Origin of the sequence: Rathayibacter sp. PhB179 (assembly GCF_004345345.1) — a bacterium.
Lineage (GTDB): Bacteria > Actinomycetota > Actinomycetes > Actinomycetales > Microbacteriaceae > Rathayibacter > Rathayibacter festucae.
In genome coordinates this window covers 449,495-476,159 of sequence record NZ_SLVD01000003.1, presented here as the reverse complement: position 1 = coordinate 476,159, position 26,665 = coordinate 449,495, and the positions used below count along the sequence as shown (strand labels likewise).

Genomic DNA, 26,665 nt, shown 5'->3' with positions numbered 1-26,665 from the left:
CCCGCCCCGACCACACGGTGATGAGGATCCGTCGGTATCGTCGTCGGCGGCGCGCGAGCGCGGGACCCCCGCCCGCGCCGCGCGCCCCTGAACGAGAGGGACCTCCGTGAAGCATCGACGCCGCGCCCACCTGACCGCCGCACGCTCCGCACTGGCACTGTCGGCCCTGGCGCTGTCCGGCGTGCTGGCGCTCGCCGGCTGCTCCGCCCCCGCCGAGGACGCGAAGACCGAAGAGCCGACCTCTCCGCTGATCGACTACCTCGGTGCGCTCTACGGCGGGGACCTCTCGCCCGAGGAGCAGGAGGAGAAGTACAGGGAGCAGGACCGCAAGCGCGAGGAGCTCGTCGCGACCTGCATGCAGGAGTCGGGCTTCGACTACACCCCGAGCGTGCAGTCGGCGTCGTTCTCGTCGTCCGACGCCGACGCCTACAAGCCGGACGATCGCGAATGGGTCGCGCAGTACGGCTACGGCGTCGTCGACTCTCCCGGTCGCTACGACTCGGCCGAGCCGGAGGACGAGTACGTCGACGCCAACTCCGAGTACTACGACAGCCTCTCGGAGTCCGAGAAGGCGGCCTACTCCGAGGCGCTGCACGGCCCGGCGGAGCCGGAGGACGCCGCTGCCTCCGAGGACGGGTCGTACGAGTACGACTGGACGACGGCGGGCTGCTTCGGCGCCGCCCAGCACGAGCTCGAGGGGGAGGATCCGGCGTCGGCGGAGAAGCACAAGCCGGTGATGGACGCGCTGAACGAGTTCTACACCGATCTGCAGTCGGTCCCCGAGCTGGCGGATCTGGATGCGGCGTGGTCCGCCTGCCTGAGCGACGCGGGCTACCCCGGCTTCGCCGCCCCCTACGACGCCGTGAACTCGATCAGCGACAAGCTGACGGCGGTCTACGACGCGGCCGGCGACCAGGTGATCGAGCCCACCGACCCGAAGCTCGTCGCGGTGAAGGACGAGGAGATCGAGCTCGCCCTCGCCGATCTGGACTGCCGGGAGAAGACCGACTACTCAGCGGTGCACAAGAAGGTCCAGGACGCGCTGGAGCAGCAGTTCATCGACGACCACCGCGCCGAGCTCGACGCGCTGAAGGCCGACGCCGAGCAGGGCGAGTAGATGCGCGTTCCCCGCCGCTCGGGCTCCGGCGATCCGACGCCGTCCGACTCGGCGCCGACCGGTCGGCCGACCTCCGATCCGACACCGACCGATCCGCTCGACCTCCTCGCGGTCACCGGGCCCGCCGACGGTCCCGACAGCGGGTCCGACGCTCCGGGACGTCGCAGCCGCTTCGCCGCACTCGCCGCCGTCGTCTCGCGCAACCGCGTCCTCTGGATCGTGGCCGCCGCCGCTCTGCTGAGCCTCGTCGCGGGCCTGCTCGTCGGGAGGCTCGTGGTCTCGCCCGCCGAGGCCGCCGCGAACGCGGAACCGCCCGCCCCCGGCCTGATCACCGCGCCGGTCGAGTCCGGCGAGCTGAGCAACGACGTGACCCTCCGCGGCGAGGTGCGCTACGCGGACGCCGTCGAGGTGACCATCGACACGACGGGGATCCAGGGCGCGGCGGTGGTGACCGGTCAGGTCCCGGCGGCCGGCACCGAGCTGTCGCCGCTGTCGATCGCGCTGGAGATCGCCGGCCGCCCCGTCATCGTCCTCCCCGGCGATCTGCCGGCCTACCGGACCCTGCGGTTCGGGGTGTCCGGGCCTGACGTGGTGCAGTTCAAGTCGGCGCTGCGCGGCCTCGGGATCGACGCCGGCGACCCCGCCGACGACGTCTTCGACGAGACGGCCGCGAACGCGGTCACCGAGCTCTACGCCCAGGCCGGCTACGCGGCGCCCGCGACGCAGGAGGACGGCGAGGACGTCGTCCGCGCCGCCCAGGAGACGCTGCGCGCGGCCGAGCAGGGGCTCGTCGCCGCGCAGAAGGAGCTCGACGCCGCTCGGGCGGGCTCCTCGCCCGTCGAGGTCCGCGAGGCGGACAACGCGGTCGCGAGCGCACGACGCGAACTGGAGGCCGCCCGCGCGGCCGAGCCGCCGGACGGCCTCCGGATCGCGGACCTCGACGACGCGCTCGGCCTCGCCGAGCTCCGGCGGGCCCAGCTGGGTGCGAGCACCGACACCGGCGCCCAGCGCGGCGCCGTCGAGTCGGCGCAGTCCCAGGTGACGCAGGCGCAGGAGGACCTGACTCGAGCCCGCCAGTCCGTCCTGCCGGCGCTCCCCGCGGGGGAGGTGCTGTTCCTCACGTCGCTCCCGCGGCGGGTGGACGCCGTCACCGCCAAGCGCGGCGGCGTCCTGTCCGGGGCGGCGATGACGGTCTCCGGCGCGCAGGTCGAGCTCTCCGGCTCCGCCGCCGAGGCCGACGCGCGGCTGCTCTCGGTCGGCCAGAAGGCCTCGTTCGAGCTCCCTGACCGGTCGTCGCACGGCGCCACGGTGTCGGGCGTCGATCCCGCGAAGGACGGCAAGGGGCGCTGGACGGTGACGCTCACCCCCGATCCGCTCTCGCCCGAGCAGGTCGAGCAGCTGCGCGACACCAACGTCAAGGTCACGGTCGCGGTCGGAGCGACCGAGGGTGCCGTGCTCTCGGTCCCGGTCGCCGCGCTGTCCACCGGCTCCGGCGGCGAGAGCCGGGTCGAGGTCGTCGACGGTGATCCGCGCGATCCGGGCGCCGCCACCCGGCTCGTCGTCGTGACCACCGGTCTCGCCGCGAAGGGCGCGGTCGAGGTGTCGCCGGTGGACGGGACGCTCGACGAGGGCGACCTGGTCGTGGTCGGCCGGTGACCGCTCCGCTGGTCGAGCTGCGGGACGTCACCCGCTCGTTCCCCGGCCCGCCCGAGGTGCAGGCGCTGAAGGGCGTCAGCCTCCGGATCGACGAGGGCGACTACGTCTCGATCGTCGGCCCCAGCGGCTCGGGCAAGTCGACGATGCTGAACATCCTCGGGCTGCTCGACCGGCCGAGCGTCGGCGAGTACCGGCTCGACGGTGCGCTCACCGGAGCGCTCGACGAGAACACGCGCGCGGCCGTGCGGGCGCAGCGCATCGGCTTCGTGTTCCAGTCCTTCCACCTGCTGCCGCGACGCACGGTGCTCGAGAACGTGATGCTGCCGATGCTCTACAGCGGGACACCGCGGGCCGACCGCGAGGCGCGCGCCCGCGACGCCCTGCTCCGGGTGGGCCTCGGGCACCGGCTCGGCTTCCTGCCGACGACGCTCTCGGGAGGCGAGCGCCAGCGCGTCGCCGTGGCCCGCGCCGTGGTCGCCCGCCCGAGCCTCCTCCTCGCTGACGAGCCCACCGGCAATCTGGACGGCTCGACGACCGCGGACGTGATGCGGCTCTTCGAGGAGCTGACGGACACCGGACTCACCCTGGTCGTCATCACGCACGACCTCGCCGTCGCCCGGCGGGCGCGCCGGTGCCTCCGCATCGCCGACGGACGGATGCAGGAGGTGACCGCATGAGCCCGGCACTCGCGGCGCTGCGCCGGCGGCTCGGGCGCCGGCGACCGCGCTCGGCCGCCGCGTCCGCGCTGCTGCGGCCCGTCCGCCGAGCGGACCGCTTCACCGCCGCCGACCTGCTCGCCGAGGCCACCTCCGACATCGGCACGCGGCCGGCCCGGCTGGTGATGACCCTGCTCGGCACGGTGCTCGGCATCGGCGCCCTCGTCGCCACGATCGGCTTCGCGCAGACGACCGCCGACCAGCTCGCCCGCCGGTTCGACGCGTTCGCCGCCACCCAGGTCGTCGTGCAGCCGGCCGAGGCGAAGGACTCCACCGGGGACAGCGTCGCCACCGGGCGCCTGCCCTGGGACGCCGTCGACCGGGTGCTCCGGCTCGCCGGCATCGAGCAGGCGGCCCTCGTCGGCGAGGTGTCCCTCCGCGAGGGCGCGACCGTCACCGCCGTCCCCGTCAACGACCCCTCGGCGCCCGCCGCCGCCCCGCCGCGGGTGTTCGCCGCCTCCGCCGATCTCCTCGGCACCCTCGAGGGCGAGGTGACCGCCGGGCGGATGTTCGACTCCGGGCACGACGCGCGCGCCGACCGCGTCGTCGTCCTCGGCACCCGCGCGGCCGAGCGGCTCGGTGTCGAGCGCGTCGACTCCCGGCCGTCGATCCTGATCGACGGGGTCGCCTACTCGGTCCTCGGGATCTTCGCCGACGTCCAGGCCCGCGCCGAGCTGCTCGACGCGGTCGTCCTCCCCACCGGCACCGCGCGGGCCGACTTCGCGCTCGCGACGCCGGGAGACCTCCAGGCGCGCATCGACATCGGCGCCGGCCCGCAGGTCGCGGCGCAGGCACCGCTGACCCTCGCCCCGGACGCGCCCGACTCCGTCTCCGTCTCGGCGCCCGGCGGTCCGTCCGAGCTGGCCGGGGACGTCCGCGCCGACGTCGACCTCGTGTTCCTGATCCTCTCGGTGGTGGTGCTGCTCGCGGGCGGCGTCGGCATCGCCAACGTCACCACGCTGTCGGTGATGGAGCGCGTCGGCGAGATCGGCCTGCGCCGGGCGCTCGGCGCCACGCGACGCCGGATCGCGCAGCAGTTCGTCGTCGAGTCGGCCGTGATCGGCCTCCTCGGCGGTCTGCTCGGTGCGGCGACCGGCGTCCTCGCGGTGCTCGCGGTCTCGCTCGCGCAGCAGTGGACCCCGGTGCTCGACCCCGGGGTGGCGTTCGGCGGCGCGCTCCTCGGCGCGCTGATCGGACTGCTCGCGGGCAGCGTGCCGGCGCGGCGCGCCTCCCGCATCGAGCCGATCGCGGCCCTCCGCGGGACGTGAGCGCCGCCGCCGGCGCCCGGGTCGCGATCGGGGCGCCGGCCCCGTTCCGCTGCCCGGGTGCCGCCGGAAGCGGCGACGCTCAGGCGTCGAGCGTCCAGCCCGGGCGCACCCAGTGGCAGGTGTAGCCGCCGGGGTGCTTCCGGAGGTAGTCCTGGTGGTCCTCCTCCGCGTCCCAGAACTCGCCGGCCGGCTGGACCTCGGTGACGACCGGGCCCGGCCAGCGGCCGGAGGCGTCGATCTCGGCGATCGTCTCGCGGGCGACGCGCTCCTGCTCGGGCGAGAGGGCGACGATCACGGAGCGGTAGCCCGTGCCGATGTCGTTGCCCTGCCGGTTCCGGGTGGTCGGATCGTGCGCCTGGAAGAAGAACTCGAGCAGGTCGCGGTACGAGGTCTTCTCGGGGTCGAACTCGATCTCCACCGCCTCGGCGTGGTCGCCGTGGTGGCGGTAGGTCGCGTTCGGAGTGGTCCCGCCGGAGTAGCCGGCACGGGTCTCGAAGACGCCCGGCAGGTCCCGGATCAGCTCCTGCAGGCCCCAGAAGCAGCCGCCGGCGAGGATCGCGCGCTCCTCGGCCATCAGACGGCGACCGTCTCGGACAGCGGCGAGTGACCGCCGGAGCGGGTGGCCGGAGCGGAGGGCAGTTGGGTGGACCGGGCGCGGGCGCCGGTGTCGTGCAGGGGAATGAGCATGGGTTCTCCTTGTCCTCGTCCATTCCACCACCTGAGCGCGGTCCTCGGGGGACCGGCGCAGGACCTAGCCGAGCAGCGTGTAGGTGGAGGCGTCCAGCTACACGGTGCCGTCGGTGCAGACCTCGATCGCGGCGGGCGCGCGGACGGCGGCATCGGCCGCGTCGATCACCTCGGCGACCAGGAACGTCGACGTCGCGGTCGGGCAGCCGAAGGCGCCGGGGGAGTGCCAGGCGACCCGGACGTCCGCCTGCGCCGCCGGAGCGAGGGCGAGCAGGCCGTCCGGGTTCGGGCCGTCGGCGGAGGCGACCGCGCCGAGGCGGCTGCCGTCGGCCCCGGCGGCGTAGACCCCGGGGATGCCGGCGAGCGTGCAGGTCCGGTCGGTCGTGTTCGTGAAGATCAGGTCGAAGGCGCTGCTCCCCGCGCCGGACGCGTCGGGGTCGGCGCGGTACTCGAGCGAGAGGTCGCTTCCGACGCAGCGGACGGTCGAGGGCTCGGGCGCAGGCTCGGGCGCCGGTGCCGGCGGCTGCGACGAGGTCGGCAGCGGGGCGGGAGTCTCGGATGCCGCCGTCGGCGCGGCGGTCGGCTCCGCGGTCGGGACGATCGAGGCGGGTGCCGACGCCGTCGCCGTGGGCGAGGCGGTGGGCGTCACCGTGGCCGTCGCGCTCGGCCGCGGCAGCGGCGAGGTGGAGGAGGCGATGTCGGCGCGCCCCGCGCAGCCGGTGACGAGGAGGCCGACCGCGGCGAGGGTCAGGGCCGCCGCGGCACCGCGGCGCAGGAGGTCGCTCATGGGCCGAGTCTGCCACCGCGGGGCGCGATCAGCAGCCCCGGACCGAGGGCCCCGGACCGACGGCCCTCGATCAGCTCCCGGTGTCCGCCAGGCGCCGGGACGCGGTGCTCATGTGCGCCTCCATCGCCCGCGCGGCGGCGGACGGGTCGCGGGCCTCGATCGCCTCGAGCACGGCGCGGTGCTCGGTGAAGGCGTCGAGGGCCTGCTCGGGGCTGCTGAGCGCGCGCTCGACCCAGAGTCGCAGCAGCGAGCGGATGGTCTGCAGCAGATCGCGCAGCACCACGTTCTCGGCGCTGACCGCGATCTGCAGGTGGAAGCGCACGTCGGCCTCGACGAACGCCGCGATGTCGTCGAGGTGCGACTCCATCGCCGCCAGATGCGCGCGCAGGCGCTCGAGTCCCTCGTCGTCGATCCGGAGCGCCGCCAGCATCGCGGCCTGCACCTCCAGGGTGCCGCGCACCTCGATCAGCTCGGCCGTGCGCCCCGCGGAGAGCATCAGGCCCCAGCTCAGCGTGGTCGGCAGAAGCTCGGAGGTGCTGTCGCGCAGGTAGGTGCCGGAGCCGGGCCGCACCGTGACGATGCCGAGGATCTCCAGCGCCGCGAGCGCCTCGCGCACCGCCGACCGGCCGACGCCGAGGCTCTCGGCGAGCTGGCGCTCCGGGGGGAGGCGGGACCCGGGCACGAGATCACCGCGGGTGAGCAGCGAGGTGAGCTGCTTGGCCACCTCGGCGACGGCGGTGCCGCGGGGGAGGACCTGCAGCTCCAGGCGCACGAGGGACGGATCGTCTTCGGGGTACGCCGGCATGGTCCGACCGTAGCAACCGCGCCGGCACCCCACCCGCAGCGACGCGACCGGAGAACCGGTTGACAAGCGGCACCCGGCACGGCATTCTCTAATTGGTCAACCGGTCAGCCAATTCCCCCGAAGGCGGCCCGAGCCCACCGCACCACCCAACACAGTCGTTGACACGGATCAGGAGATCGACGTGGACCTTCCCTCCCGCACAGGCGGAACCGCGACGGCGGACGCCGCCGTCGAGAAGAGCGCCATCAGGAAGGTGTCGATCCGGCTCGTGCCGTTCGTCGCCCTGATGTTCTTCATCAACTACCTCGACCGGACGGCCATCGGCTTCGCCGCGCCGAACGGCATGGAGGCGGACCTCGCCCTCTCGGCGGCCCAGTTCGGCTTCGCCTCGGGCGTCTTCTTCATCGGCTACATCCTGCTGGAGGTGCCGAGCAACCTCGCGCTGCACCGCTTCGGCGCTCGCCGCTGGCTCGCCCGCATCATGGTCAGCTGGGGCATCGTCGCGCTGCTCTTCACCTGGGTGCAGAACTTCGAGCAGCTCGTCGCCCTGCGCTTCCTGCTCGGTGTCGCCGAGGCGGGCTTCTTCCCGGGCGCGATCCTCTTCCTCAGCCTCTGGGTGCCGGCCAAGCACCGCTCGAAGATCCTCGCGCTCTTCTACCTGGCGCAGCCGCTCACGACGGTCATCGGCGCTCCGCTCGCCGGCCTGCTGATCGAGCAGGACGGCATCCTCGGCCTCGAGGGCTGGCGCTTCATGTTCCTCGGCGTCTCGCTGCCGGCGATCGTCATCGGTGTCATCGCCTGGTTCTACCTCAAGGACAAGCCCTCCGACGCGAAGTGGCTGACCCGCGAGGAGCAGGTCTGGCTCACCACCGCGCTCAAGCGCGAGGAGGACGTGAAGACCAAGGGCGTCACCACCCACCCCAAGATGTCGTCCGCTTTCAAGAGCGGCCGCGTCTGGATGCTGAGCTTCGTCTACTTCGGCTTCATTTACGGCCTCTACGCCCTCGCCTTCTTCCTTCCCACGATCATCGAGGGCTTCCAGGAGCAGTACGGCACCACCTTCGGCATCTTCGAGAAGGGCCTGATCACCGCGATCCCCTATGTGCCAGCGGCCATCGCCCTCTACCTCTGGTCGCGCGACGCCACCCGCCGCGGCGTCCGCACCTGGCACATCGTGATCCCCGCGATCGCCGGTGGCCTGTCCATCCCGCTCGCGCTCTTCGCCGGCTCCCCGGCGGCCACGATCGCCGTGATCACCGTCACCGCGATGGCGATCTTCTCGGCGCTGCCCAACTTCTGGACCTTCCCGACCCGGTTCCTCACCGGCGCGGCGGCCGCGGCGGGCATCGCGCTGATCAACACCGTCGGAAACCTGGCCGGCTTCTCGGCCCCGTACATCACGGGCGCCCTGAAGGACGCGACCGGCGGCTACGAGGTCCCGATGTTCATCGTCGGCTTCTTCCTGCTGCTCTCGGCCGTGCTGATGTCCCTGCTGGCGCGCCGCTACAAGGACGCACCGCTCGACGCCCCCAGCGTCGACGTGATCGCGCACTGAGCACCCCGCGCGATTTGCCGACCGTCCGACGCCCGACGCCCCTCCTCGAACAGGACTCCTGATGACCCGGCTCTACAACGACCCGTCCGACTTCGCCGACGAGATGATCGACGGCTTCGTCGCCGCGAACCGCCGCTTCGTGCGGCGGGTGCAGGGCGGCGTGGTGCGCTCGACCGTGAGTGCGCCCGGCTCGGTCGCCCTCGTGGTGGGCGGCGGCTCCGGCCACTACCCGGCGTTCGGCGGACTCGTCGGGCAGGGTCTCGCGCACGGCGCGGCGATGGGGAACCTCTTCGCCTCGCCGTCCGCGCAGCAGGTGCACTCGGTCGCCGCGGCGGCCGAGCACGGTGGCGGTGTGCTGCTGAGCTACGGCAATTACGCGGGCGACGTGCTGAACTTCGACGCGGCCGAGCGGCGCCTGCGCGACGAGGGGATCGACGTCCGCACCGTGACGGTGACGGACGACGTCTCGAGCGCGAGCGTCGCCGAGAAGCACAAGCGCCGCGGGATCGCCGGCGACCTGACGGTCTTCAAGGTCGCTGGCGCCGCCGCGGAGGAGGGTGCGTCGCTGGACGAGGTCGAGCGCATCGCCCGCCTCGCCAACGAGCGCACCCGCTCCTTCGGCGTGGCCTTCTCCGGCTGCTCGCTGCCCGGGGCGTCCGAGCCGCTGTTCACCGTTCCGGAGGGGCGGATGGCGGTCGGCATGGGCATCCACGGCGAGCCCGGGATCCGCGAGGACGACGTGCCGACGGCCGACGGTCTCGCCGAGCTGCTGGTCTCGTCCCTGCTCGCCGAGCTGCCCGACGGCGTCGACGCGGCCGAGGGCTCGCGCCTCGTCGTCGTGCTGAACGGGCTCGGATCGGTGAAGTACGAGGAGCTGTTCGTCGTCTACGCCGGCGTCGAGCGGCGCCTGCGCGAGCGCGGCCTCGAGGTGCTCGAGCCCGAGGTCGGCGAGCTCGTCACCAGCTTCGACATGGCCGGCGTCTCGCTCACCTTCTTCTGGGTGGACGACGAGCTGGAGCGCCTGTGGGCCGCGCCGGCCGAGGCGCCTGCGTATCGCAAGGGCTCGGTCCGCCCCGCCGAGCAGGCGGCGGTGACCGAGCAGGAGACGGCCGCGGTCGTCATCGGCGAGGCGAGCGACGACTCCCGCGACGCCGCCCGCACCGTGCTCGCCGCCCTCGAGGCGACGCAGTCCACGATCGACGAGAACGCCGACGAGCTCGGGCGGATCGACGCGGTCGCCGGCGACGGCGACCACGGCATCGGCATGCAGCGCGGCGTGCACGCGGCGGTCACCGCCGCCCGGGCCGCGCTCGAGGCCGGCGCCGGGGCGGGGACCGTGCTCGCCCACGCCGGCGACGCCTGGTCCGACCGGGCCGGCGGCACCTCCGGAGCGCTCTGGGGCGCCGCGCTCGCGGCGGTCGGCTCGGCGCTCGGCGACACCGCCGCGCCCACGGCCGCCGCGGTGGTCGAGGGCGTCGACGGCGCGCGCGCCGCGATCCTCCGCTTCGGCGCGACGCCGGGGGACAAGACGATGGTCGACTCCCTCGTGCCCTTCGCCGACGTCCTCGGCGAGGCCGTCGCCGCGGGCGACGAGCTGCCCGCGGCGTGGACCCGGGCCGCCGAGGCCTGCACCGCCGCCGCCGCCGCGACCGCGCGGCTGCTGCCGAGGATGGGCCGCGCCCGGCCGCACGCCGAGAAGAGCCTCGGCACCCCCGACGCGGGCGCGCACTCGCTCGGGCTGATCGTCACCGCGATCGGCGCGGTGCTGCGCTCCGGTGCCGCCGCCGCCCCCGGCTCTGTCGGCAGCGGCGCGTAGCGTCGACCCCGTCCCCGAATCCGCTTCCAGCAAGGAGAGAACACCCATGAGCGCACCCTTCCGCCTCGTCGTCGGCTCCGACGACGCCGGTCTCGACTACAAGGAGATCGTCAAGGCCGACCTGGAGAAGGACTCCCGCGTCGCGTCCGTCGTCGACGTCGGCGTCGACGCCTCGTCGCACACGCCCTACCCCAGCGTCGCCATCGCCGCCGCCGAGATGGTCGCCCGCGGCGAGGCCGACCGCGCGATCCTGATCTGCGGCACCGGGCTCGGCGTCGCGATCGCCGCCAACAAGGTGGCCGGCATCCGCGCCGTCACCGCGCACGACTCGTTCTCGGTCGAGCGCTCGATCCTCTCCAACGACGCGCAGGTGCTCTGCATGGGCCAGCGCGTCGTCGGCATCGAGCTGGCCCGCCGCCTCGCGAAGGAGTGGCTCGGCTACGAGTTCGACACGTCCTCCGCCTCCGCGGAGAAGGTGCGCGTGATCGAGGCGTACGAGGCCGGCAACCCGGTCGCCGACGACGCCGCCACGGTCGGCTCGTGCTGAGCCGCGCCGCCGGGGACGCCCCGGCGTTCACCGTCGGCGTGAGCCTCAAGATGTACTTCGGCCACGCGCGGACGCTCGAGTGGATGCGGCGCATCGCCGAGATCGCGCGGACGCACGAGGCGACCGCCTCCGGAGCCGTCGAGCTGTTCGTGGTGCCGACCTTCCCTGCGCTGGTGCCGGTCGGCGCCCTCGCGGCGGAGGCGGGCGTCGCGCTCGGTGCCCAGGACCTGTTCTGGGAGGACGCGGGAGCGTTCACCGGCGAGGTCAGCGGAGCGGAGCTGCGCGAGGTCGGCTGCCGGCTGGTCGAGATCGGCCACGCCGAGCGGCGCGCGCTCTTCGGCGACGACGACGAGCGCGTGCGCGCGAAGGTCGCGGCGGCGTTCCGCAACGACCTCGTGCCGCTGCTCTGCGTCGGCGAGACCGAGCGCGGCTCCGTCGAGGACGCCGTCGAGCTCGTGCTCGCGCAGATCGGCTCCGCCCTCGCGGACGCGGACGAGGCCGGCGCCGTCGGCCCGATCCTCGCCGCCTACGAGCCCGTCTGGGCGATCGGCGCCCCCCAGCCCGCCGAGCCGGCCTTCATCGCCGGCGTCGTCACCGCACTCGAGGCGGCCCTCGCGGAGCTGCCCGGCCGCGCCGGCAGCCGCGTCATCTACGGCGGCAGCGCCGGACCCGGGCTGCTGACCGCGCTCGAGGGCCGCGTGCCCGGGCTCTTCCTCGGCCGCTTCGCGCACGACCCCGAGGCGGTCGGCGCGATCCTCGACGAGGCGCTCGCCCTCGCCCGCTCCACCGAGGGGGCCCGCCCGTGAGCCGCCTCGGACTGAGCAGCTACGCCTTCTTCTGGCGCTCCTCCGACCGCGTCCCCGAGCCTCTCGGCGTCGAGGACATGGTCCGCGAGACCGCCGCCCTCGGCGTCGACCTGCTGCAGCTCTGCGACGTGCCGGCGCTCGAGGAGTACTCGGACGAGCAGCTCGGGTCATTGCGCACGGTCGCCGCCGCCGAGGGGGTCGCGCTCGAGCTCGGCACCCGCGGCACCGATCCCGCGCACCTGCGCCGCTGGCTCCGCCTGGCCCGCGCGCTCGACGTCGTGCTGCTGCGCAGCATGTGGACGTCGAGGGAGGACCGGCCGGACCGCGCCGAGACGCTGCGGCGCCTGCGCGAGATCGCGCCCGAGCTGGAGGAGGCCGGCGTCACGCTGGCCCTGGAGACGTACGAGCAGGTGAGCACCGCCGACCTCGTCGACGTGATCGCGACGCTCGATCACCCGCGGATCCGGATCTGCCTCGACCCGGCGAACACCGTCGCGAACCTCGAGCTGCCGGAGGACGTCACCGCCCGCTGCGCTCCGTACGTCGCGAACTGGCACGTCAAGGACTTCGACTTCAGCCGCAACCCCGGCTGGGTCGGCTTCGTCTACACCGGCACGGCGCTCGGCGACGGCCGCCTCGACTACGACGGCATGCTCGCGCTGCTCCGGCCGGCCGAGCGCGGCATCACCCAGATCATCGAGTTCTGGCTCCCCTGGCAGGACACAGTCCCCGCCGCGGAGCAGGCGCTCGTCACCACCCGGCTCGAAGCCGAGTGGACCCGCACCACCCTCGACCAGCTCAGGAGAAGGAACTCATGACCGACACCACCGCCACCACCGCCCCGGGCACCGCCGCCTCCGCCCTCACCGTCGCCGTCGTCGGCGCCGGCGGCAAGATGGGCATGCGGGTCTCGAACAACCTGCAGAAGTCCGAGTACAACGCCCTCTACAGCGAGGCCTCGCCCGCCGGTCAGGAGCGCACCCGCGAGGCGGGCCGCGAGATCACCGCGACCCCGGACGCCGTGAAGGACGCCGACGTCGTCATCCTCGCCGTCCCCGACGTCGTGCTCGGCGCGGTCTCGGAGGACGTGATCCCGCAGATGAAGAGCGGCGCGATCATCCTCACCCTCGACCCGGCCGCCGCGTACGCGGGGCTGCTGGCGAAGCGCGAGGACATCCACTACGCCGTGGCGCACCCGTGCCACCCGTCGGTGTTCCTCGAGCGCACCACGCCGGAGGAGTGGGCCGACACGTTCGGCGGCATCGCCGCGCCCCAGGAGGTCGTCGCGGCCCTCGAGGACGCCGACGACGACGTGCGGGCCATCGCGGAGAAGGTCATCTCGACCATCTACGCGCCCGTCATCGCCGTGCACTGGGTGACCGTCAAGCAGCTCGCCGTGCTCGAGCCGACCCTGGTCGAGACGATCGCCTGCATGGTCGGCGAGTTCCTCAAGGAGGCGCTGGACGAGACCGTCAACGGCGTCGGCGTTCCCTACGAGGCGGCCCGCGCGATGCTCTACGGCCACACCTGGATCGCGCTGACCAACGGCCTGCGCGGCTCGAACCCGTTCTCCGAGGCGTGCCACATCGCCATGGGCTACGGCCGCGAGGCGCTCATCAAGGACGACTGGAAGAAGATCTTCGACGACTCGGAGCTCGACTCCGTCATCGCCAAGATGCTGAAGATCGACGCCGTCAAGCGCTGACCGGCGGACGGGGGTACTGCATGGTGATCGAGTAGCCCTCGCAGAGGGCGTATCGAGATCCGCCGTCATTCGGTGGGTGGGTCTCGATACGCCGCTGCGCGGCTACTCGACCGGCAGGGAAGAGGAGCGCGTCTGCGACGCGTGCAATTCCATGGTGATCGAGTAGCCCTCGGAGAGGGCGTATCGAGATCCGGCGTCGTTCGGTGGGTGGGTCTCGATACGCCGCTGCGCGGCTACTCGACCAGCATGTCCTTCATGGTGATCGAGTAGCCCTCGCAGAGGGCGTATCGAGATCCGGGTCCTAGAGGCGGACGATCATCTTGCCGGTGTTGCCGCCGCGCATCATCGAGAGGAAGGCGTCGACCGCGTGGTCGATGCCGTCGACGACGGTCTCGTCGTAGGCGATGCTCCCCTCCTGGAACCAGCCGCCCATCAGGCGGTTGAACTCCGGGGCGTGGTCGAGGTACGCCGACAGGGTGAAGCCGCGCAGGGTCAGCGCGCGGGTGATGATGTTGGCCATGTTGTCGGGGCCGGCCGGCTTCTCGGTGCTGTTGTAGCCGGCGATCGCGCCGCAGAGCGCCGCGCGTCCGCCGTCGTTGAAGGCGTCGAGCGCCGCCTCGAGGTGGTCGCCGCCGACGTTGTCGAAGTAGACGTCGATGCCCTCGGGCGCCGCCGCGGCGAGCTGCTCGCGGACGGGACCGGCGTGGTAGTCGAACGCGGCGTCGTAGCCGTACTTCTCGGTCAGCAGCGCGACCTTCTCGGCCGAGCCGGCCGAGCCGATGACGCGCTTCGCGCCGAGCAGGCGCGCGATCTGGCCGGCCGCCGAGCCGACGGCTCCCGCGGCGCCGGAGACGAAGACGGTGTCGCCCTCCTTCAGCCCCGCGATGGTGGTGAGGCCGACGAAGGCGGTGAGGCCGGTCATGCCCAGGACGCCGAGCCGCAGCGACAGCGGGGCGCCGGGGATCTCGGGGACGACGCGGAAGGCCGAGGTCTCGGCCTGCACGATGTCGCGCCAGCCGAGCTGGTGCAGCACGACGGCGCCGACGGGGAAGTCCGGGTCGGCCGACACGGTGACGCGGCCGATCGCGCCGCCCGTCATCGTCTCGCCGAGCGCGTACGGCGGGGTGTAGCTCTTGACGTCGTTCATCCGACCGCGCATGTACGGGTCGACGGAGAGGAAGGCGTTCTCGACGCGGATCTCGCCGGCCGCGGGCTCGTCGTACTCGACCTGCGCGGTGCGGAAGTCCTCGGCGACGGGCCAGCCGACGGGGCGGCGGACGAGCTGGATCTGGGTGCTGGTGACGGTGGTCATGGAGCCTTCCGAGGGGTCGTGGGGGTGGGGATCAGGAGGCGGCGAGGCCGATGCCGAGCGCGAGGACCGCGAGCAGTCCGGGCGCCATCTGCGTGAGCGCCGCGCGCCGCTTGCCGGGGGAGGAGAGCAGCAGCACGAGGGCTGCGGCGACCATCGATCCGGTGCCGGTGAAGACGAGGGCGGCGCCGACGGCCGTGGCGCCCGAGGCGAGCACGATCACGCCGACGATCGTCACGATCGCGAGGAACAGGTTGTAGAAGCCCTGGTTGAAGGCGAGCTCCTTCGTCGACTCGGCCTCTCCGGCGGTGGTGCCGAAGGTGGAGCGGGCGCGCGGGGTCGTCCAGAGCAGCGACTCGAGCACGAAGATGTAGACGTGCAGCAGCGCCGCGAGGGCGGCGAGAACGAGTCCGATGACGATCACGACGGGACCTCCTGATTGTGTATCGCTCGGTTCACTACCGAACGGCCTCACTCTATACTGGAACGACCGGTTCACAACAGTCCGGCTGCCCTCGGCAGCACGACCGGCACCGGATCAGTCAGAACAGGGAGTAGCCGTGGGACGCACGCAGAGCTTCGACACCGACCAGGTCGTCCGGTCGGCGCGCGCCGTCTTCTGGGACCGCGGCTTCGAGGAGGCGTCGCTGCCCGAGCTCGAGGCGGCGACCGGACTCGGCCGCTCCAGCCTGTACCACGCGTTCGGCAGCAAGCGCGGGCTCTTCGACGCGGCGGTGCAGAGCTACCTCGACGAGATCGTGCGGCCGAGGCTGGAACCGCTGACGCGCGACGAGGTCTCGCCGACGGCCCTCGAGGACTACTTCTCGGGGCTGCGGGACGCGCTCGCCGATCCGCGAACCGTGTCGGCGCAGAGCGGGTGCCTCCTCCTCAACGCGGCGGGGGCGCCGATCGCGCGCGACGACGCGGTGCGCGAGGTGATCGCGGAGTACCGGGCGGAGCTGCAGCGGGCGATGCTCGCGGGGGCGGCGGCGCGGTGGCCGGGGGAGTCCGCCGAGTGGCGGGGGCGACAGGCGGGGGTGCTGGTGTCGCTGCTGGTGACGGCGCTGGTGCTGGCGCGGGTCGATCCGGGGCAGGCGGTGGCGACGGCGGAAGCGGCGCTGGGGCTGGTGCGGGGGGACTGACGGCCCCGGGTGCTGACTGCTGGCGTGCTCGTCGCTTCGCGACGTCGCGCTCGGTGCGAACGGGGCGGACGCGGTGCCTCGTCGCGGCTCCTTCCCGCGCGCCTGCGGCGCGCCCGCCAGACCCGAGCCAGGAGCCGCGACGAGGCACCGCGACCACCCCTCCGGTCGGAGGAGGTGGCGGCGGCCGTGTGCTCGGGCCGGAGGGGAACGCCAGGGATCGGGCGGCGTGGGCGGATGTTCGGCTCGTGGAACCGCGTTCGGCTTGCGGGAACGGGCCGACTCGACGTGCCGAGGGGTGTTCCGCGTGCCGGAGGTAGCCAGTGGGGACCTTCGGCTCGCGGATCGAGGGTCGGCTCGTGGAATCCAAGGGTTTCGGCGTGCCGGGGTTGGGTTCGCGTGCCGGAGGTGGCGGCGCCGCGGGTTCGGCTCGTGGAAGTGCGTCTGGCTCGCGGGAGCGGGCTGTTCCGACGTGCCGAGGGTCGTTTCGCGTGCCGGAGGTGGCGGGGCGGCGGGTTCGGCTCGTGGAAGTGCGTTCGGCTCGCGGGGTCGGCCCGTTCGGGCGTGCTGAGGCTCGTTTCGCGTGCCGGAGGTGGCGGGGCGGCGGGTTCGGCTCGTGGAAGTGCGGCCGGCTCGCGGATCGGGCTGTCCCGACGTGCCGAGGCTCGTTTGGCGTGCCGGAGGTGACGGGCCGGGCGGTTCGGCTCGTGGAATGACGTTCGGCTCGCGGAATCGGGCCGCTTCGGCGTGCCGGAGGTGGTTTCGCGTGCCGGAGGTGCGGGGCGGGCGGGTTCGGCTCGTGGAATCACGTTCGGCTCGGGGAATCCGGGGGAGTCGGCGTGCCGGGGGTGGGTTCGCGTGCCGGAGGTGGTGGTACGGAGTCCCGGTACGACGAAGGGCCGACGGGGAGGTCCCCCGCCGGCCCTCAGGAGGGGTGCGTCAGTCGGTGCCGGCGTCGAAGGCGGCGCCCTCGGAGGCGAGGTCGGTGGCGCGGCCGAGGGCGTCGGCGGCGGCGGAGCCGTTGCCCTCGGTGATCGCCTCGGACTCGCCGATCTCGAGGTGGCCGACCAGCTCGGCGGTCGAGCCGCCGACCAGGCCCGCGGCGGCGTACTGCTCGAGGCGCGAGCGGGAGTCCGCGATGTCGAGGTTGCGCATGGTCAGCTGGCCGATGCGGTCCTCGGGGCCGAACGCGGCGTCGCCGACGCGCTCCATCGACAGCTTGTCGGGGTGGTAGCTCAGCGCGGGGCCGGTGGTGTCGAGGATCGTGTAGTCGTCGCCGCGGCGCAGGCGCACGGTGACCTCGCCGGAGACGGCGGAGCCGACCCAGCGCTGGATGGACTCGCGCAGCATCAGCGACTGCGGGTCGAGCCAGCGGCCCTCGTACATCAGGCGGCCGAGGCGGCGGCCCTCGGAGTGGTACTGCGCGATGGTGTCCTCGTTGTGGATCGCGTTCAGCAGGCGCTCGTAGGTCAGGTGCAGCAGCGCCATGCCGGGCGCCTCGTAGATGCCGCGGCTCTTGGCCTCGATGATGCGGTTCTCGATCTGGTCGGAGTTGCCCAGGCCGTGGCGTCCGCCGATCGCGTTGGCCTCGAGGACGAGGGCGACCGGGTCCGAGTACTCGACGCCGTTGAGCGCGACCGGCCGGCCGGCCTCGAAGCGGACGCTGACCGTCTCGGCGGCGATCTCGACGTCCTCGCGCCAGGCGGCGACGCCCATGATCGGCTCGACCAGCTCCATGCCGCTGGAGAGCTCCTCGAGGCGCTTGGCCTCGTGGGTGGCGCCCCAGATGTTCGCGTCGGTGCTGTACGCCTTCTCGGTGGCGTCGCGGTACGGGAAGCCGCGGGCGACGAGCCACTCCGACATCTCGGTGCGGCCGCCGAGCTCGTTGACGAACTGCACGTCGAGCCAGGGCTTGTAGATCCGCAGGCGCGGGTTGGCCAGCAGGCCGTAGCGGTAGAACCGCTCGATGTCGTTGCCCTTGTAGGTGGAGCCGTCGCCCCAGATGTCGACGCCGTCCTCGCGCATCGCGCGGACCAGCAGGGTACCGGTGACGGCGCGGCCCAGGGGGGTGGTGTTGAAGTAGGTCTTGCCGCCGGAGCGGATGTGGAAGGCGCCGCACTGCAGCGCGACGAGCCCCTCCTCGACGAGGGCGCTCTTCGCGTCGACGAGGCGCGAGATCTCGGCGCCGTACTGCGCGGCGCGCGCGGGCACGCTGTCGATGTCGGGCTCGTCGGCCTGGCCGATGTCGGCGGTGTAGGTGCAGGGCACCGCGCCCTTCTCGCGCATCCAGGCGACCGCGACCGATGTGTCGAGCCCTCCCGAGAATGCGATTCCGACGCGCTCGCCCACGGGCAGACTGTTCAAGACCTTCGACATGGCTCCGATTTTAGGAGACTCGCGGGGGTCCTCGTGACGCGGCCGGCCGCACGACATCTGTTGGGTAGTTCTACCCAAAAGGATGGACGGGCGGGGAGGGCGCGTGGGAGGCTCCGCCTGGCCCGCTCGACGATGCGCGGGCCTCCTCTGCATCCGCACTGTGAAAGGCGCTTCATGCCACAGCCCCCCGCCCGCCGCCTCGCAGCACTCACGCTCGCGTGCCTCCTCGCGGCGGGAGGTGCCGCCGCGCTCGCTCCGACCGCGTCCGCGCTCTCGTCCTCGGTGGCGGACCCGACGGACACTCCGACTCCGACGCCCACCCCGACGCAGGAGCCGACTCCGACGCAGGAGCCGACTCCCGAGCCGACGCCGACGCCGACCGCGACGCCCGAGCCGACGCCCACCGCGACGCCGACTCCGACGGCCACTCCGACCGTCACGCCCACCGCCACTCCCACGGCGACGCCCACTGCCACTCCGACCTCGACCCCGCGCCCGACGCGGACGCCGACGCCGACCCCCACTCCGACGCAGCCCCCGGCCGCGGCGACCGACCGCCTCGCCTCCGACTCGACTCTCACCGCCGGTCAGCGGATCGTCTCGCGCAACGGCCAGTTCCGCTTCGTGATGCAGACCGACGGCAACGCGGTCGTCTACGACGCCGCGGGCCGCTCGACCTTCAGTACCGGCACGTCCGGCACCGGCAACCGCATCACGATGCAGGCCGACGGCAACCTCGTCGTCTACACGACGGCGAACCGCGCGCTCTGGCAGTCGGGCACCGGCGGCAACCCCGGCGCGTTCCTGGTGATGCAGAACGACGGCAACCTCGTCGTCTACCGCACCAACGGCACCCCCGCCTGGGCGACCTCCTACCAGGCCGCTCCGCCCGCCGTCGTCGGCGACACCCTCCGCGGTGGCGCCGAGCTGCGTGCCGACCAGCAGATCACCTCGACCGACTCGCGCTCGCGCGCGGTCATGCAGGGCGACGGCAACTTCGTCGTCTACAGCGGCGGCTCCGCACGCTGGAGCGCCGGCACCTCGGGCGCGGGCAACCGCCTCGCGATGCAGGGCGACGGCAACGCGGTCGTCTACTCCGCCGGCGGCGCAGTGCGCTGGCAGTCGGGCACCTCGGGCAACCCGGGTGCGCGCATGGTCATCCAGAACGACGGCAACCTCGTCATCTACGCCGCCTCGGGCCGTGCCCTCTGGTCGAGCTACACCCCGCCCGCGCCTCCGGCACCCGTGATCCGCGACGTGCTGAACGGCGGCGGCGAGATCCGCTCCGGCCAGCAGCTCGTCTCGAGCGACGGCGGCTCGCGCGCCGCGATGCAGAGCGACGGCAACTTCGTCGTCTACCGCGGTGGCGAGGTCCGCTTCTCCACCGGCACGTCCGGCAGCGGCAACCGCCTCGCGATGCAGACCGACGGCAACGCGGTGGTCTACTCGGCTGGCGGCGCTGTGCGCTGGCAGTCGGGCACCTCGGGCAACCCGGGCGCGCGCATGGTCATGCAGAACGACGGCAACCTGGTGATCTACTCGGGCAACCGCGCCGTGTGGTCGAGCTACACGCCGCCGGCGCCGCCCGCGCCGGCCCCGCCCGCCTCGGGCAACGGTCAGAGCCAGCTGAACGGCAACAACAATCTGTACGGCAACCAGAACCTGGTCGCTGGCGACTTCCGCGCTGCGATGCAGTCGGACGGCGTCTTCGCGGTCTACGGCGCGGGGACCCGCCTGCGCTGGAACGCCGGTGTCTCCGGAGCGGGCAACTTCCTCGCGATGCAGACCGACGGCAACGCCGTGATCTACTCCGCCGGAGGCGGGTCCGTGCGCTGGCAGTCCGGCACTTCCGGAAATCCGGGCGCCCGCATGGTGATGCAGAACGACGGGAACCTCGTCATCTACAGCACCGGCGGACGAGTGCTCTGGCAGACGAACTCCGCACGTCCTCCGTATCCGGGTGACACCAAGAACTGCTCGGATTTCGCGACCCAGCGAGCCGCGCAGGCCGAGTTCAACCGCTACTACCTCGACTATGAGGACGTCTTCGGGCTCGACGAGAACAACGACCTGGTCGCCTGCGAGGGCAACCGTCCTTGATCTGCCGCTAGTCGGACGATCTCGATCGACGAAGGGCCCGTCTCCCCACTTCGGGAGGCGGGCCCTTCGTCGATTCCGCGCCATCGGTACGGGCGTGGCTCGCCAGCTTGTGACGTGCGGCACGCGGCGCTTCCCGCCGTGTCAGGATGCCGTGTCCGCACCGATGCGCACCCCGTTCGAAAGGCCCTCGCCCGTGTCCCTGCCCCCTCGGAGCCGCCTCGCGGCCGCCGTCCTCGCCGCCGCCGTCGTCTCCGCCTCCGGGGTCGCCGCGGCGCCCGCCCTCGCCGCGCCCGCCACGTCGTTCGCCGTGGTCCGCCTCGCCGCCGCCGTCACGGTCGGCGACACCCTCGCGCCCGGCACCGCCCTCCACGTGGACGAGCAGCTCGCCTCGGCGAACGGGCAGTACCGCCTGGTCATGCAGGGCGACGGCAACGTCGTGCTCTACTCCGCCTCGGGCGGCGTCGAGTGGACGACCGGCACCCGCGGGTCCGGCAACTCCTTCACGCTCCAGAACGACGGCAACATCGTCGTCTACACCGAGGGCGGCGCGCCGCTGTGGGCCAGCGGCTCCAGCGGTTACGAGCAGCCCGACCGGCTCGTGCTGCAGGACGACGGCAATCTCGTCTCCTACGCGCGCTTCGACGGCGGCGGGCCGCTGTGGTCGAGTCGCGGCGCCGACACGCTCGGCTCCGACCGGCGCCTCGAGCGCGGCCAGTCGATCACCTCGCAGAACGGGGCCTACCGGACCGTCTTCCAGCGTGACGGCAACCTCGTCACCTACGGCCCGAACGGCGTGCGCTGGAACGCGGAGACCAGCGGCGGCCTGCGCCTCCTGATGCAGGCCGACGGCAACCTCGTCATCGACGACTTCTACCGACCCCTCTGGTTCACCGGCACGGGCGGCAATGCCGGCGCCCGCCTGGTCATCCAGAACGACGGCAATCTCGTGATCTACTCGACCGCGGGCCGTGCGCTCTGGTCGAGCGATGCCGCCGCGCCGGCTCCGGCGAAGCGCGACACCCTCACGGCGGGCCAGGAGCTCGGGGTCGGCCAGCAGCTGACCAGCGCGGATGAGCGGTTCCGCGCCGTCCTGCAGGGCGACGGGAACTTCGTGCTCTACGACATGGTCGTCAGCACGATCGACGACAGCGGTGTCCGCCGCGACAAGGTGATCTGGAGCAGCGGCACCTCAGGAGCAGGCAATCGCCTCGTGCAGCAGACCGACGGCAACGTCGTGATCTACAGCGCCGGTGGCCGCGCACTGTGGCAGACCGGGACCTCGGGCAACCCTGGAGCCCGCTTCGTGCTGCAGAACGACGCGAACCTCGTCGTGTACAGCGCGAGCGGACGGGCTCTGTGGACCTACCAGCAGCCGGGGACGTTCTACTTCTTCCCGGTCCTGTAGGGGGCGGCCGGACGATCCCGCAGTGCGGCGGCAGCCGGAAGGGCAGGGCGCGACAGTGCGCCTTCATGCTGGTCGAGTAGCCCCAGAGGGGCGTATCGAGACCCGGCGTGTTCAGCAGGGTGGGTCTGCAGGCTCGGCTTCGGGCGGTGGTGGATCTCGATACGCCCGCTGCGCGGGCTACTCGATCAGCATGGAACGGGGGGTCCGCGATGCGCGGCGGTCAGGCGGCGGGGGCTCCGGCGCGCAGGCCGACTGCGGGGAGGAGCACGTTGTCGACGAGGGAGATGAGGTAGTCGCGGTCGACGGGCTCGCGCATCAGGAGCACGCGGTAGGAGACCATGGACGGGGTCAGGACGGCGAGCATGTCGACGTCGACGTCGGCGGGGATCTCGCCGCGGTCGATGGCGCGGCGCAGGAGCGTCCGGTTGGCGCGGGCGCGCGGCTCGACGATGGCCTGGCGGACGGCGTCGGCGAGCTCGGGGGCCTTGGAGATCATCGCGACGACGCCCGACATGATCCGGAGCTTGCGCTCGGCGTCCTCGATCGCGCGCGGGCGGATCAGGGCGACCAGGTCGCCGCGGAGGGTCCCGGTGTCGGGGAGCGCGTCCTGGTCGAGGTCGGCGCCCTTCAGGCAGGCGACGGCCTCGAGCACGAGCTCGGCCTTCGACTCCCAGCGGCGGTAGAGCGTGGCCTTGCCGGCCTTCGCGCGGGCGGCGACCATGTCGATCGTCATGCCGTCGTAGCCGGTCTCGGCGAGCACGTCGAGGGCGGCGGTGAGGATCTCGCCGTCGCGGTTCGGGTCGCGGCGGCGGCCGGGGCGTGCCGGGGCGTCGCAGGTGGCGGCGGAGGGAGTGGGCGGCGTCATCGCGGCTTCTCCAATCGGTTTGGGAGGGCCGCGCGAACGGCCCGTGTGAACACCATGCTAATTGAAGAACTCCGCAGTTCCGAAACTAGCGAGTCTCGTATATGGTCTCCTCCATGTCGCAGACCACATCACTGCCGGACTCCGCCGCCCCCGCGGTTCCGGCCCCGTCCTCCCGCCGCTGGTGGACGCTCGTCGCCGTCGGGCTCGCCCAGCTCATGGTCGTGCTCGACTCCACCGTCGTGAACATCGCCCTCCCCGCCGCCCAGGCCGACCTCGGCTTCTCGGACGGCGACCGCCAGTGGGTCGTCACCGCCTACTCGCTCGCCTTCGGCAGCCTCCTGCTGCTCGGCGGGCGCCTCTCCGACCTGATCGGCCGCAAGCGCACCTTCGTCATCGGCCTGATCGGCTTCGCGATCGCCTCCGCGCTCGGCGGAGCCGCCCCCAACTTCGAGCTGCTCATCGCGGCCCGCGCCCTGCAGGGCGTGTTCGGCGCCCTCCTCGCGCCGACCGCCCTCGCCGTGCTCACCACCACCTTCACCGTCCCGAAGGAGCGCGCCCGCGCGTTCGGCGTCTTCGGCGCGATCGCGGGGGCCGGCGGCGCGGTCGGCCTCCTCCTCGGCGGCGTGCTGACCGAGAGCTTCGACTGGCGCTGGAACCTCTACATCAACGTCGTGATCGCGGTCGTCGCGGTCATCGGCGCGATCGTCTTCGTGCCGACCATCGACCGGGTCGGCCCGCGCCCGCGGCTCGACGTGCCCGGGACGATCCTCGTCTCGGCCGCCCTCTTCGGCCTGGTCTTCGGCTTCGCCAACGCGGAGACCGACGGCTGGGACTCGCCGATGACCTGGGTGCCGCTCGCCGCGGCCGTCGTGCTCCTCGTCGGCTTCGTGCTCCGCCAGCGCAGCACCGAGCACCCGCTGCTGCCGCTGCAGATCGTGCTGGACCGCGACCGCGGCGCCGCGTACCTCTCGGTGCTGATCGCCGGCGCGGGGATGTTCGGGATCTTTCTCTTCGTCACCTACTACCTGCAGGTCTCGCTCGGCTACTCGCCGATCCAGACCGGGCTGTCGTTCCTGCCGATGATCGGGATGCTCGTGCTCGCCGCGCAGCTCTCGACCAACCTGCTGCTGCCGCGCTTCGGACCGAAGATCATGGTGACCTTCGGCATGCTGCTCGGCGTGGTCGGCATGCTGCTGCTCACCCGCCTCGACCTCGACAGCGGCTACGCGGCCGACGTGCTGCCCGCGCTGATGGTGCTCGGCTTCGCGATGGGCTCGATCATGCCCGGCTCGATGCAGACCGCCACCCGCGGAGTCGACATGCGCTTCGCCGGCGTCGCCTCGGCGATGGTCAACACCAGCCAGCAGGTCGGCGGCTCGATCGGCACCGCGCTGCTGAACACGCTCGCGGCGACGGCGGTCACCGACTACCTCCTCAGCCACACCCCGACCACGGCGGCGACCGCGGCGGAGGCCGCCGTGCAGAGCTACGCGGTCGCCTACGGCTGGGGCGCGGGCTTCTTCGCCCTCGGCGCGGTGCTCTCGGTGCTGCTGTTCCGCCGCCGCTCGGCGGGCCTGGCGGTCTCGTCCGGGGCGTCCGCGGAGCCGGTGCTCGCGCACTGATCCGCCGAGTCGCGCGGCCCCTTCCACGACCGTCCGACAGGGCGGGCCGGGGGAGGGGCCGCCTCGTCGTGCGGCCGTGATCGGATCGTGAGAACGCCGTCGGCGGGCCGTCGTGCGCGACTGCCAGGATGAGCGGGCCCGCACTGCCGCGGGCGATCGATTCACCGGGGGAACCACATGATCCTGTCCACTCGAGGCCGCCTCGCGGCCGTCGTCCTCGCCACCACCCTGACCTGCGGCGCCGTCGCCGGTCCCGCGCTCGCAGCTCCGCCGGCGCTGCACGCCGAGACCGCCGCCGCGGCCGTCGCGACCGGCGATCGGCTCGCCGTCGGAGCGACGCTGAAGGCCGGTGAGGAGCTCCGGTCGAACCTCGGCAGCCAGGGCGTCTTCCGCTTCGTGATGCAGACCGACGGCAACGTGGTCGTCTACGACCCGAACGGTGGGGCGTTCTGGGTCAGTGGCACCTCGGGTGCCGGCAACTCGCTCACGCTGCAGCGCGACGGAAACATCGTGATCTACTCCGCGCAGGGCGCGGCGCTGTGGGCCAGCGGCAGCAACGGCCGCGGGGAGCCGTCGTTCCTCGCGATCCAGGCCGACGGCAACCTCGTCTCCTACTCCGCCACGGCGGCACCGCTCTGGGCGAGCCGCGGCGAGAGCATCCTCGTCGACGGTCGTCAGCTCGACCGCGGTCAGGCGCTCGCCTCCGCCGACGGCCGCTACCGCGCCGTCTACCAGAACGACGGCAACCTCGTCGTCATCGGGCAGAGCGGAGTCCGCTGGAGCGCCGGCACGAGCGGCGGCACGCGACTCGCCCTCGAGGCGGGCGACCTCGTCAGCTATCAGGGCGGAGCGGCGGTGTGGTTCACCGGCACGTCCGGCTTCAACGGTGCCCAGCTGGTGCTCCAGAACGACGGCAATCTGGTGCTCTACTCGAGCTCGTTCCGCGCTCTCTGGTCGAGCGACGGCGGAAGCCCGGCGTACCGCGACTCGCTGGTGCCCGGCGCGCAGCTCTCCGTCGGCCAGTTCCTCCGCTCGCGAGGCGGGGACGTCCGCACGGTGCTGCAGAGCGACGGCAACGTCGTCGTGTACTACGGCAGTCCCTCCGGCGACGTCGCCCTGTGGAGCACGGGGACCTCCGGCGCGGGCAACCGCTTCGTGATGCAGAACGACGGCAACGCGGTCGTCTACAGCGCCTCGGGCCGAGCGCTGTGGTCCTCCGGGACCGGCGGCAATCCGGGATCGGTGCTGACGATGCAGAACGACGGCAATCTCGTGGTGCGCAGCGCCGACGGCCGGGCGCTCTGGGACTGGCAGCCGAACGGGTACGTAGGCATCTCCGGCGCCTGATCCGAGAGGCGTTCGCACGGAGACGGCCGGGGCGCTCCGCAGCAGCGGAGACCTCGGCCGTTCCCCTGCGCAGGGGAGATGTCCGCGTGTTGCGCCGTCGGTCGCCCCGGGTCGGGTGCGTGCGTAGCGTCGGGGGATGCCCGAGACGCTCGACATCGTCCACCTGCGCACGCTCGTGGCGATCGCCGACTGCGGTGGGTTCGGCCGGGCGGCCGTCGCCCTCCACATCAGCCAGCCGACGGTCTCGCAGCACGTCCGCACGCTCGAGCGGCGGCTCGAGCGCACCTTCATCGAGAAGGTCGGGCGCCGGGCCCGCTTCACGCCGGCCGGCGAGCGCCTCCTGGTGCAGGCCCGCCGGATCCTGGCCGTGCACGACGACGCGCTGGAGCTGCTCGACGCGGCGAGCGAGAACCCGCTCGCCCTCGGCCTGACCGAGCCGGCCGCGGAGCAGCTGCTGCCGCGCCTCCTCGAGACGCTGCACCGCGCCTTCGACGACCGGCCTCTCACCTTCACACTCGACCGCTCCACCCACCTGGCGGAGGCGGTGGCCCGCGGCGTCGTCGATCTCGCCGTCATCCTCGGCGTGGGCGGCGACCTGCCGGGCCGCCAGGTCGCGACGCTGCCGCTCGACTGGTACTCGGCACCCGGCTGGCAGCCGCCGGAGGACGCGCCGATCCCGCTCGTCGCCTACTCCGAGCCGTGCGGGATGCGCCAGCGCGCGCTGCAGCAGCTCGGCGCCTTCGGCCACGAGGTGCGGGTGGTCGCCGAGTCGGCGGGGCTGGAGGGAGTGATCGCGGCGGCCCGCGCCGGTGTCGGAGTCGCGGTGCTGCCGACCGCGCACCGCGGCGCGGTCGCCGAGGGACTCGTCGAGCGGCACGACCTGCCGGCGCTCGGCTCGGTCAACCTGCGCCTCGTCTCGCGGCGCGGCCTCGCACCGGACGTCGAGGACACGGCGCTCGCCGCGCTCGCGGAGGTCTTCGGCACCGTGCGGGCGCGGCCGGTCGCGGTGCCCGCGGGCGCGCGAGTGTGATGTCCGT

At 72.9% G+C, this 26,665-nt stretch carries 23 protein-coding genes; 16 read left to right on the top strand and 7 right to left on the bottom strand.

Annotated features, from left to right (window positions below; all coding sequences use genetic code 11):
• Positions 1–106: 106 nt before the first annotated feature.
• From EDF43_RS09420 to EDF43_RS09405, 4 genes are read left to right on the top strand one after another with little or no spacing between them, the layout of a single operon-like run.
• On the top strand, positions 107–1,117 hold the full coding sequence (locus tag EDF43_RS09420) for a hypothetical protein (RefSeq protein WP_132438459.1): 1,011 nt from the start codon (positions 107–109) through the stop codon (positions 1,115–1,117).
• Entirely contained in the window at positions 1,118–2,773 is a 1,656-nt protein-coding gene (locus EDF43_RS09415; protein WP_207901650.1) for a TolC family protein, read from the top strand.
• Complete coding sequence (locus tag EDF43_RS09410; RefSeq protein ID WP_123735953.1) at positions 2,770–3,450, top strand: ABC transporter ATP-binding protein; 681 nt, start codon at positions 2,770–2,772, stop codon at positions 3,448–3,450. Before EDF43_RS09415 ends, EDF43_RS09410 begins: the two co-directional genes overlap by 4 nt.
• The gene (locus tag EDF43_RS09405) at positions 3,447–4,757 is read left to right on the top strand and encodes an ABC transporter permease (RefSeq protein ID WP_123735952.1); all 1,311 of its coding nucleotides are present in this window, start codon (positions 3,447–3,449) and stop codon (positions 4,755–4,757) included. Before EDF43_RS09410 ends, EDF43_RS09405 begins: the two co-directional genes overlap by 4 nt.
• Positions 4,758–4,836: 79 nt before the next feature.
• Here EDF43_RS09405 and msrA read toward each other — a convergent pair whose 3' ends face one another.
• From msrA to EDF43_RS09390, 3 genes are all read right to left on the bottom strand, one after another.
• Complete coding sequence (msrA, locus tag EDF43_RS09400; RefSeq protein ID WP_132438458.1) at positions 4,837–5,331, bottom strand: peptide-methionine (S)-S-oxide reductase MsrA; 495 nt, start codon at positions 5,329–5,331, stop codon at positions 4,837–4,839.
• Positions 5,332–5,541: 210 nt separating this feature from the next.
• Positions 5,542–6,231, bottom strand: a complete 690-nt coding sequence (locus EDF43_RS09395) for a DUF4232 domain-containing protein (protein WP_132438457.1) — start codon at positions 6,229–6,231, stop codon at positions 5,542–5,544.
• A gap of 70 nt (positions 6,232–6,301) precedes the next feature.
• A complete protein-coding gene (locus tag EDF43_RS09390) occupies positions 6,302–7,036 on the bottom strand; it encodes a FadR/GntR family transcriptional regulator (protein WP_123735949.1) in 735 nt (244 codons plus the stop codon).
• 286 nt (positions 7,037–7,322) lie between these two features.
• On the opposite strand from EDF43_RS09390, the gene EDF43_RS09385 reads away from it, so the two are divergent.
• From EDF43_RS09385 to EDF43_RS09360, 6 genes are all read left to right on the top strand, one after another.
• Positions 7,323–8,591, top strand: a complete 1,269-nt coding sequence (locus EDF43_RS09385) for an MFS transporter (RefSeq protein ID WP_221181106.1) — start codon at positions 7,323–7,325, stop codon at positions 8,589–8,591.
• Positions 8,592–8,652: 61 nt separating this feature from the next.
• Positions 8,653–10,407, top strand: a complete 1,755-nt coding sequence (locus EDF43_RS09380) for a dihydroxyacetone kinase family protein (RefSeq protein WP_132438456.1) — start codon at positions 8,653–8,655, stop codon at positions 10,405–10,407.
• Positions 10,408–10,453: 46 nt separating this feature from the next.
• Positions 10,454–10,954, top strand: a complete 501-nt coding sequence (locus EDF43_RS09375; protein WP_127887006.1) for a ribose-5-phosphate isomerase — start codon at positions 10,454–10,456, stop codon at positions 10,952–10,954.
• Entirely contained in the window at positions 10,948–11,760 is an 813-nt protein-coding gene (locus EDF43_RS09370) for a triose-phosphate isomerase family protein (protein ID WP_243582641.1), read from the top strand. The genes EDF43_RS09375 and EDF43_RS09370 overlap by 7 nt, the downstream gene beginning before the upstream one ends.
• Positions 11,757–12,578 (top strand): sugar phosphate isomerase/epimerase family protein, encoded by an 822-nt coding sequence (locus EDF43_RS09365; RefSeq protein WP_243646401.1) that lies wholly within the window; start codon positions 11,757–11,759, stop codon positions 12,576–12,578. The genes EDF43_RS09370 and EDF43_RS09365 overlap by 4 nt, the downstream gene beginning before the upstream one ends.
• On the top strand, positions 12,575–13,465 hold the full coding sequence (locus EDF43_RS09360; RefSeq protein WP_132438455.1) for a phosphogluconate dehydrogenase C-terminal domain-containing protein: 891 nt from the start codon (positions 12,575–12,577) through the stop codon (positions 13,463–13,465). The genes EDF43_RS09365 and EDF43_RS09360 overlap by 4 nt, the downstream gene beginning before the upstream one ends.
• Before the next feature lie 301 nt (positions 13,466–13,766).
• On the opposite strand, the gene EDF43_RS09355 is transcribed toward EDF43_RS09360, so the two are convergent.
• Positions 13,767–14,777 (bottom strand): NADP-dependent oxidoreductase, encoded by a 1,011-nt coding sequence (locus EDF43_RS09355; protein WP_132438454.1) that lies wholly within the window; start codon positions 14,775–14,777, stop codon positions 13,767–13,769.
• Positions 14,778–14,808: 31 nt separating this feature from the next.
• Positions 14,809–15,198, bottom strand: coding sequence for a DUF1304 domain-containing protein (locus EDF43_RS09350; RefSeq protein ID WP_123446072.1), 390 nt, complete (start codon positions 15,196–15,198; stop codon positions 14,809–14,811).
• A 136-nt stretch (positions 15,199–15,334) separates the two neighbouring features.
• On the opposite strand from EDF43_RS09350, the gene EDF43_RS09345 reads away from it, so the two are divergent.
• The gene (locus EDF43_RS09345; RefSeq protein WP_123735943.1) at positions 15,335–15,916 is read left to right on the top strand and encodes a TetR/AcrR family transcriptional regulator; all 582 of its coding nucleotides are present in this window, start codon (positions 15,335–15,337) and stop codon (positions 15,914–15,916) included.
• A gap of 936 nt (positions 15,917–16,852) precedes the next feature.
• Here the strand turns inward: EDF43_RS09345 and argG are convergent.
• The gene (gene argG, locus EDF43_RS09340; RefSeq protein ID WP_123446074.1) at positions 16,853–18,289 is read right to left on the bottom strand and encodes an argininosuccinate synthase; all 1,437 of its coding nucleotides are present in this window, start codon (positions 18,287–18,289) and stop codon (positions 16,853–16,855) included.
• Positions 18,290–18,463: 174 nt separating this feature from the next.
• Here argG and EDF43_RS22120 point away from each other — a divergent pair, with 174 nt between their 5' ends.
• Entirely contained in the window at positions 18,464–20,389 is a 1,926-nt protein-coding gene (locus tag EDF43_RS22120) for a hypothetical protein (protein WP_132436444.1), read from the top strand.
• Positions 20,390–20,582: 193 nt separating this feature from the next.
• Positions 20,583–21,794: a hypothetical protein gene (locus EDF43_RS09330; protein WP_132436442.1), complete on the top strand. Its 1,212-nt coding sequence runs from the start codon at positions 20,583–20,585 to the stop codon at positions 21,792–21,794.
• A 220-nt stretch (positions 21,795–22,014) separates the two neighbouring features.
• On the opposite strand, the gene EDF43_RS09325 is transcribed toward EDF43_RS09330, so the two are convergent.
• A complete protein-coding gene (locus tag EDF43_RS09325; RefSeq protein WP_132436440.1) occupies positions 22,015–22,659 on the bottom strand; it encodes a TetR/AcrR family transcriptional regulator in 645 nt (214 codons plus the stop codon).
• A 113-nt stretch (positions 22,660–22,772) separates the two neighbouring features.
• On the opposite strand from EDF43_RS09325, the gene EDF43_RS09320 reads away from it, so the two are divergent.
• The 3 genes from EDF43_RS09320 to EDF43_RS09310 all read left to right on the top strand — a co-directional run bounded on the left by EDF43_RS09320 (position 22,773) and on the right by EDF43_RS09310 (position 26,658).
• Entirely contained in the window at positions 22,773–24,281 is a 1,509-nt protein-coding gene (locus EDF43_RS09320; RefSeq protein WP_243646263.1) for an MFS transporter, read from the top strand.
• Positions 24,282–24,458: 177 nt separating this feature from the next.
• Entirely contained in the window at positions 24,459–25,628 is a 1,170-nt protein-coding gene (locus tag EDF43_RS09315) for a hypothetical protein (protein WP_132436436.1), read from the top strand.
• Between the two features lie 136 nt (positions 25,629–25,764).
• Positions 25,765–26,658, top strand: coding sequence for a LysR substrate-binding domain-containing protein (locus EDF43_RS09310; protein WP_132436434.1), 894 nt, complete (start codon positions 25,765–25,767; stop codon positions 26,656–26,658).
• The last annotated feature ends 7 nt before the right edge of the window (positions 26,659–26,665 follow it).

Bases quoted from the DNA above. Each gene is read 5' to 3' on its own strand.
- EDF43_RS09415 (WP_207901650.1), top strand. From the start codon at position 1,118: ATGCGCGTTCCCCGCCGCTCGGGCTCCGGCGATCCGACGCCGTCCGAC.
- EDF43_RS09405 (WP_123735952.1), top strand. From the start codon at position 3,447: ATGAGCCCGGCACTCGCGGCGCTGCGCCGGCGGCTCGGGCGCCGGCGA.
- msrA (WP_132438458.1), bottom strand. From the start codon at position 5,331: ATGGCCGAGGAGCGCGCGATCCTCGCCGGCGGCTGCTTCTGGGGCCTG.
- EDF43_RS09395 (WP_132438457.1), bottom strand. From the start codon at position 6,231: ATGAGCGACCTCCTGCGCCGCGGTGCCGCGGCGGCCCTGACCCTCGCC.
- EDF43_RS09390 (WP_123735949.1), bottom strand. From the start codon at position 7,036: ATGCCGGCGTACCCCGAAGACGATCCGTCCCTCGTGCGCCTGGAGCTG.
- EDF43_RS09385 (WP_221181106.1), top strand. From the start codon at position 7,323: ATGTTCTTCATCAACTACCTCGACCGGACGGCCATCGGCTTCGCCGCG.
- EDF43_RS09380 (WP_132438456.1), top strand. From the start codon at position 8,653: ATGACCCGGCTCTACAACGACCCGTCCGACTTCGCCGACGAGATGATC.
- EDF43_RS09375 (WP_127887006.1), top strand. From the start codon at position 10,454: ATGAGCGCACCCTTCCGCCTCGTCGTCGGCTCCGACGACGCCGGTCTC.
- EDF43_RS09360 (WP_132438455.1), top strand. From the start codon at position 12,575: ATGACCGACACCACCGCCACCACCGCCCCGGGCACCGCCGCCTCCGCC.
- EDF43_RS09355 (WP_132438454.1), bottom strand. From the start codon at position 14,777: ATGACCACCGTCACCAGCACCCAGATCCAGCTCGTCCGCCGCCCCGTC.
- argG (WP_123446074.1), bottom strand. From the start codon at position 18,289: ATGTCGAAGGTCTTGAACAGTCTGCCCGTGGGCGAGCGCGTCGGAATC.
- EDF43_RS22120 (WP_132436444.1), top strand. From the start codon at position 18,464: ATGCCACAGCCCCCCGCCCGCCGCCTCGCAGCACTCACGCTCGCGTGC.
- EDF43_RS09325 (WP_132436440.1), bottom strand. From the start codon at position 22,659: ATGACGCCGCCCACTCCCTCCGCCGCCACCTGCGACGCCCCGGCACGC.
- EDF43_RS09320 (WP_243646263.1), top strand. From the start codon at position 22,773: ATGTCGCAGACCACATCACTGCCGGACTCCGCCGCCCCCGCGGTTCCG.
- EDF43_RS09315 (WP_132436436.1), top strand. From the start codon at position 24,459: ATGATCCTGTCCACTCGAGGCCGCCTCGCGGCCGTCGTCCTCGCCACC.
- EDF43_RS09310 (WP_132436434.1), top strand. From the start codon at position 25,765: ATGCCCGAGACGCTCGACATCGTCCACCTGCGCACGCTCGTGGCGATC.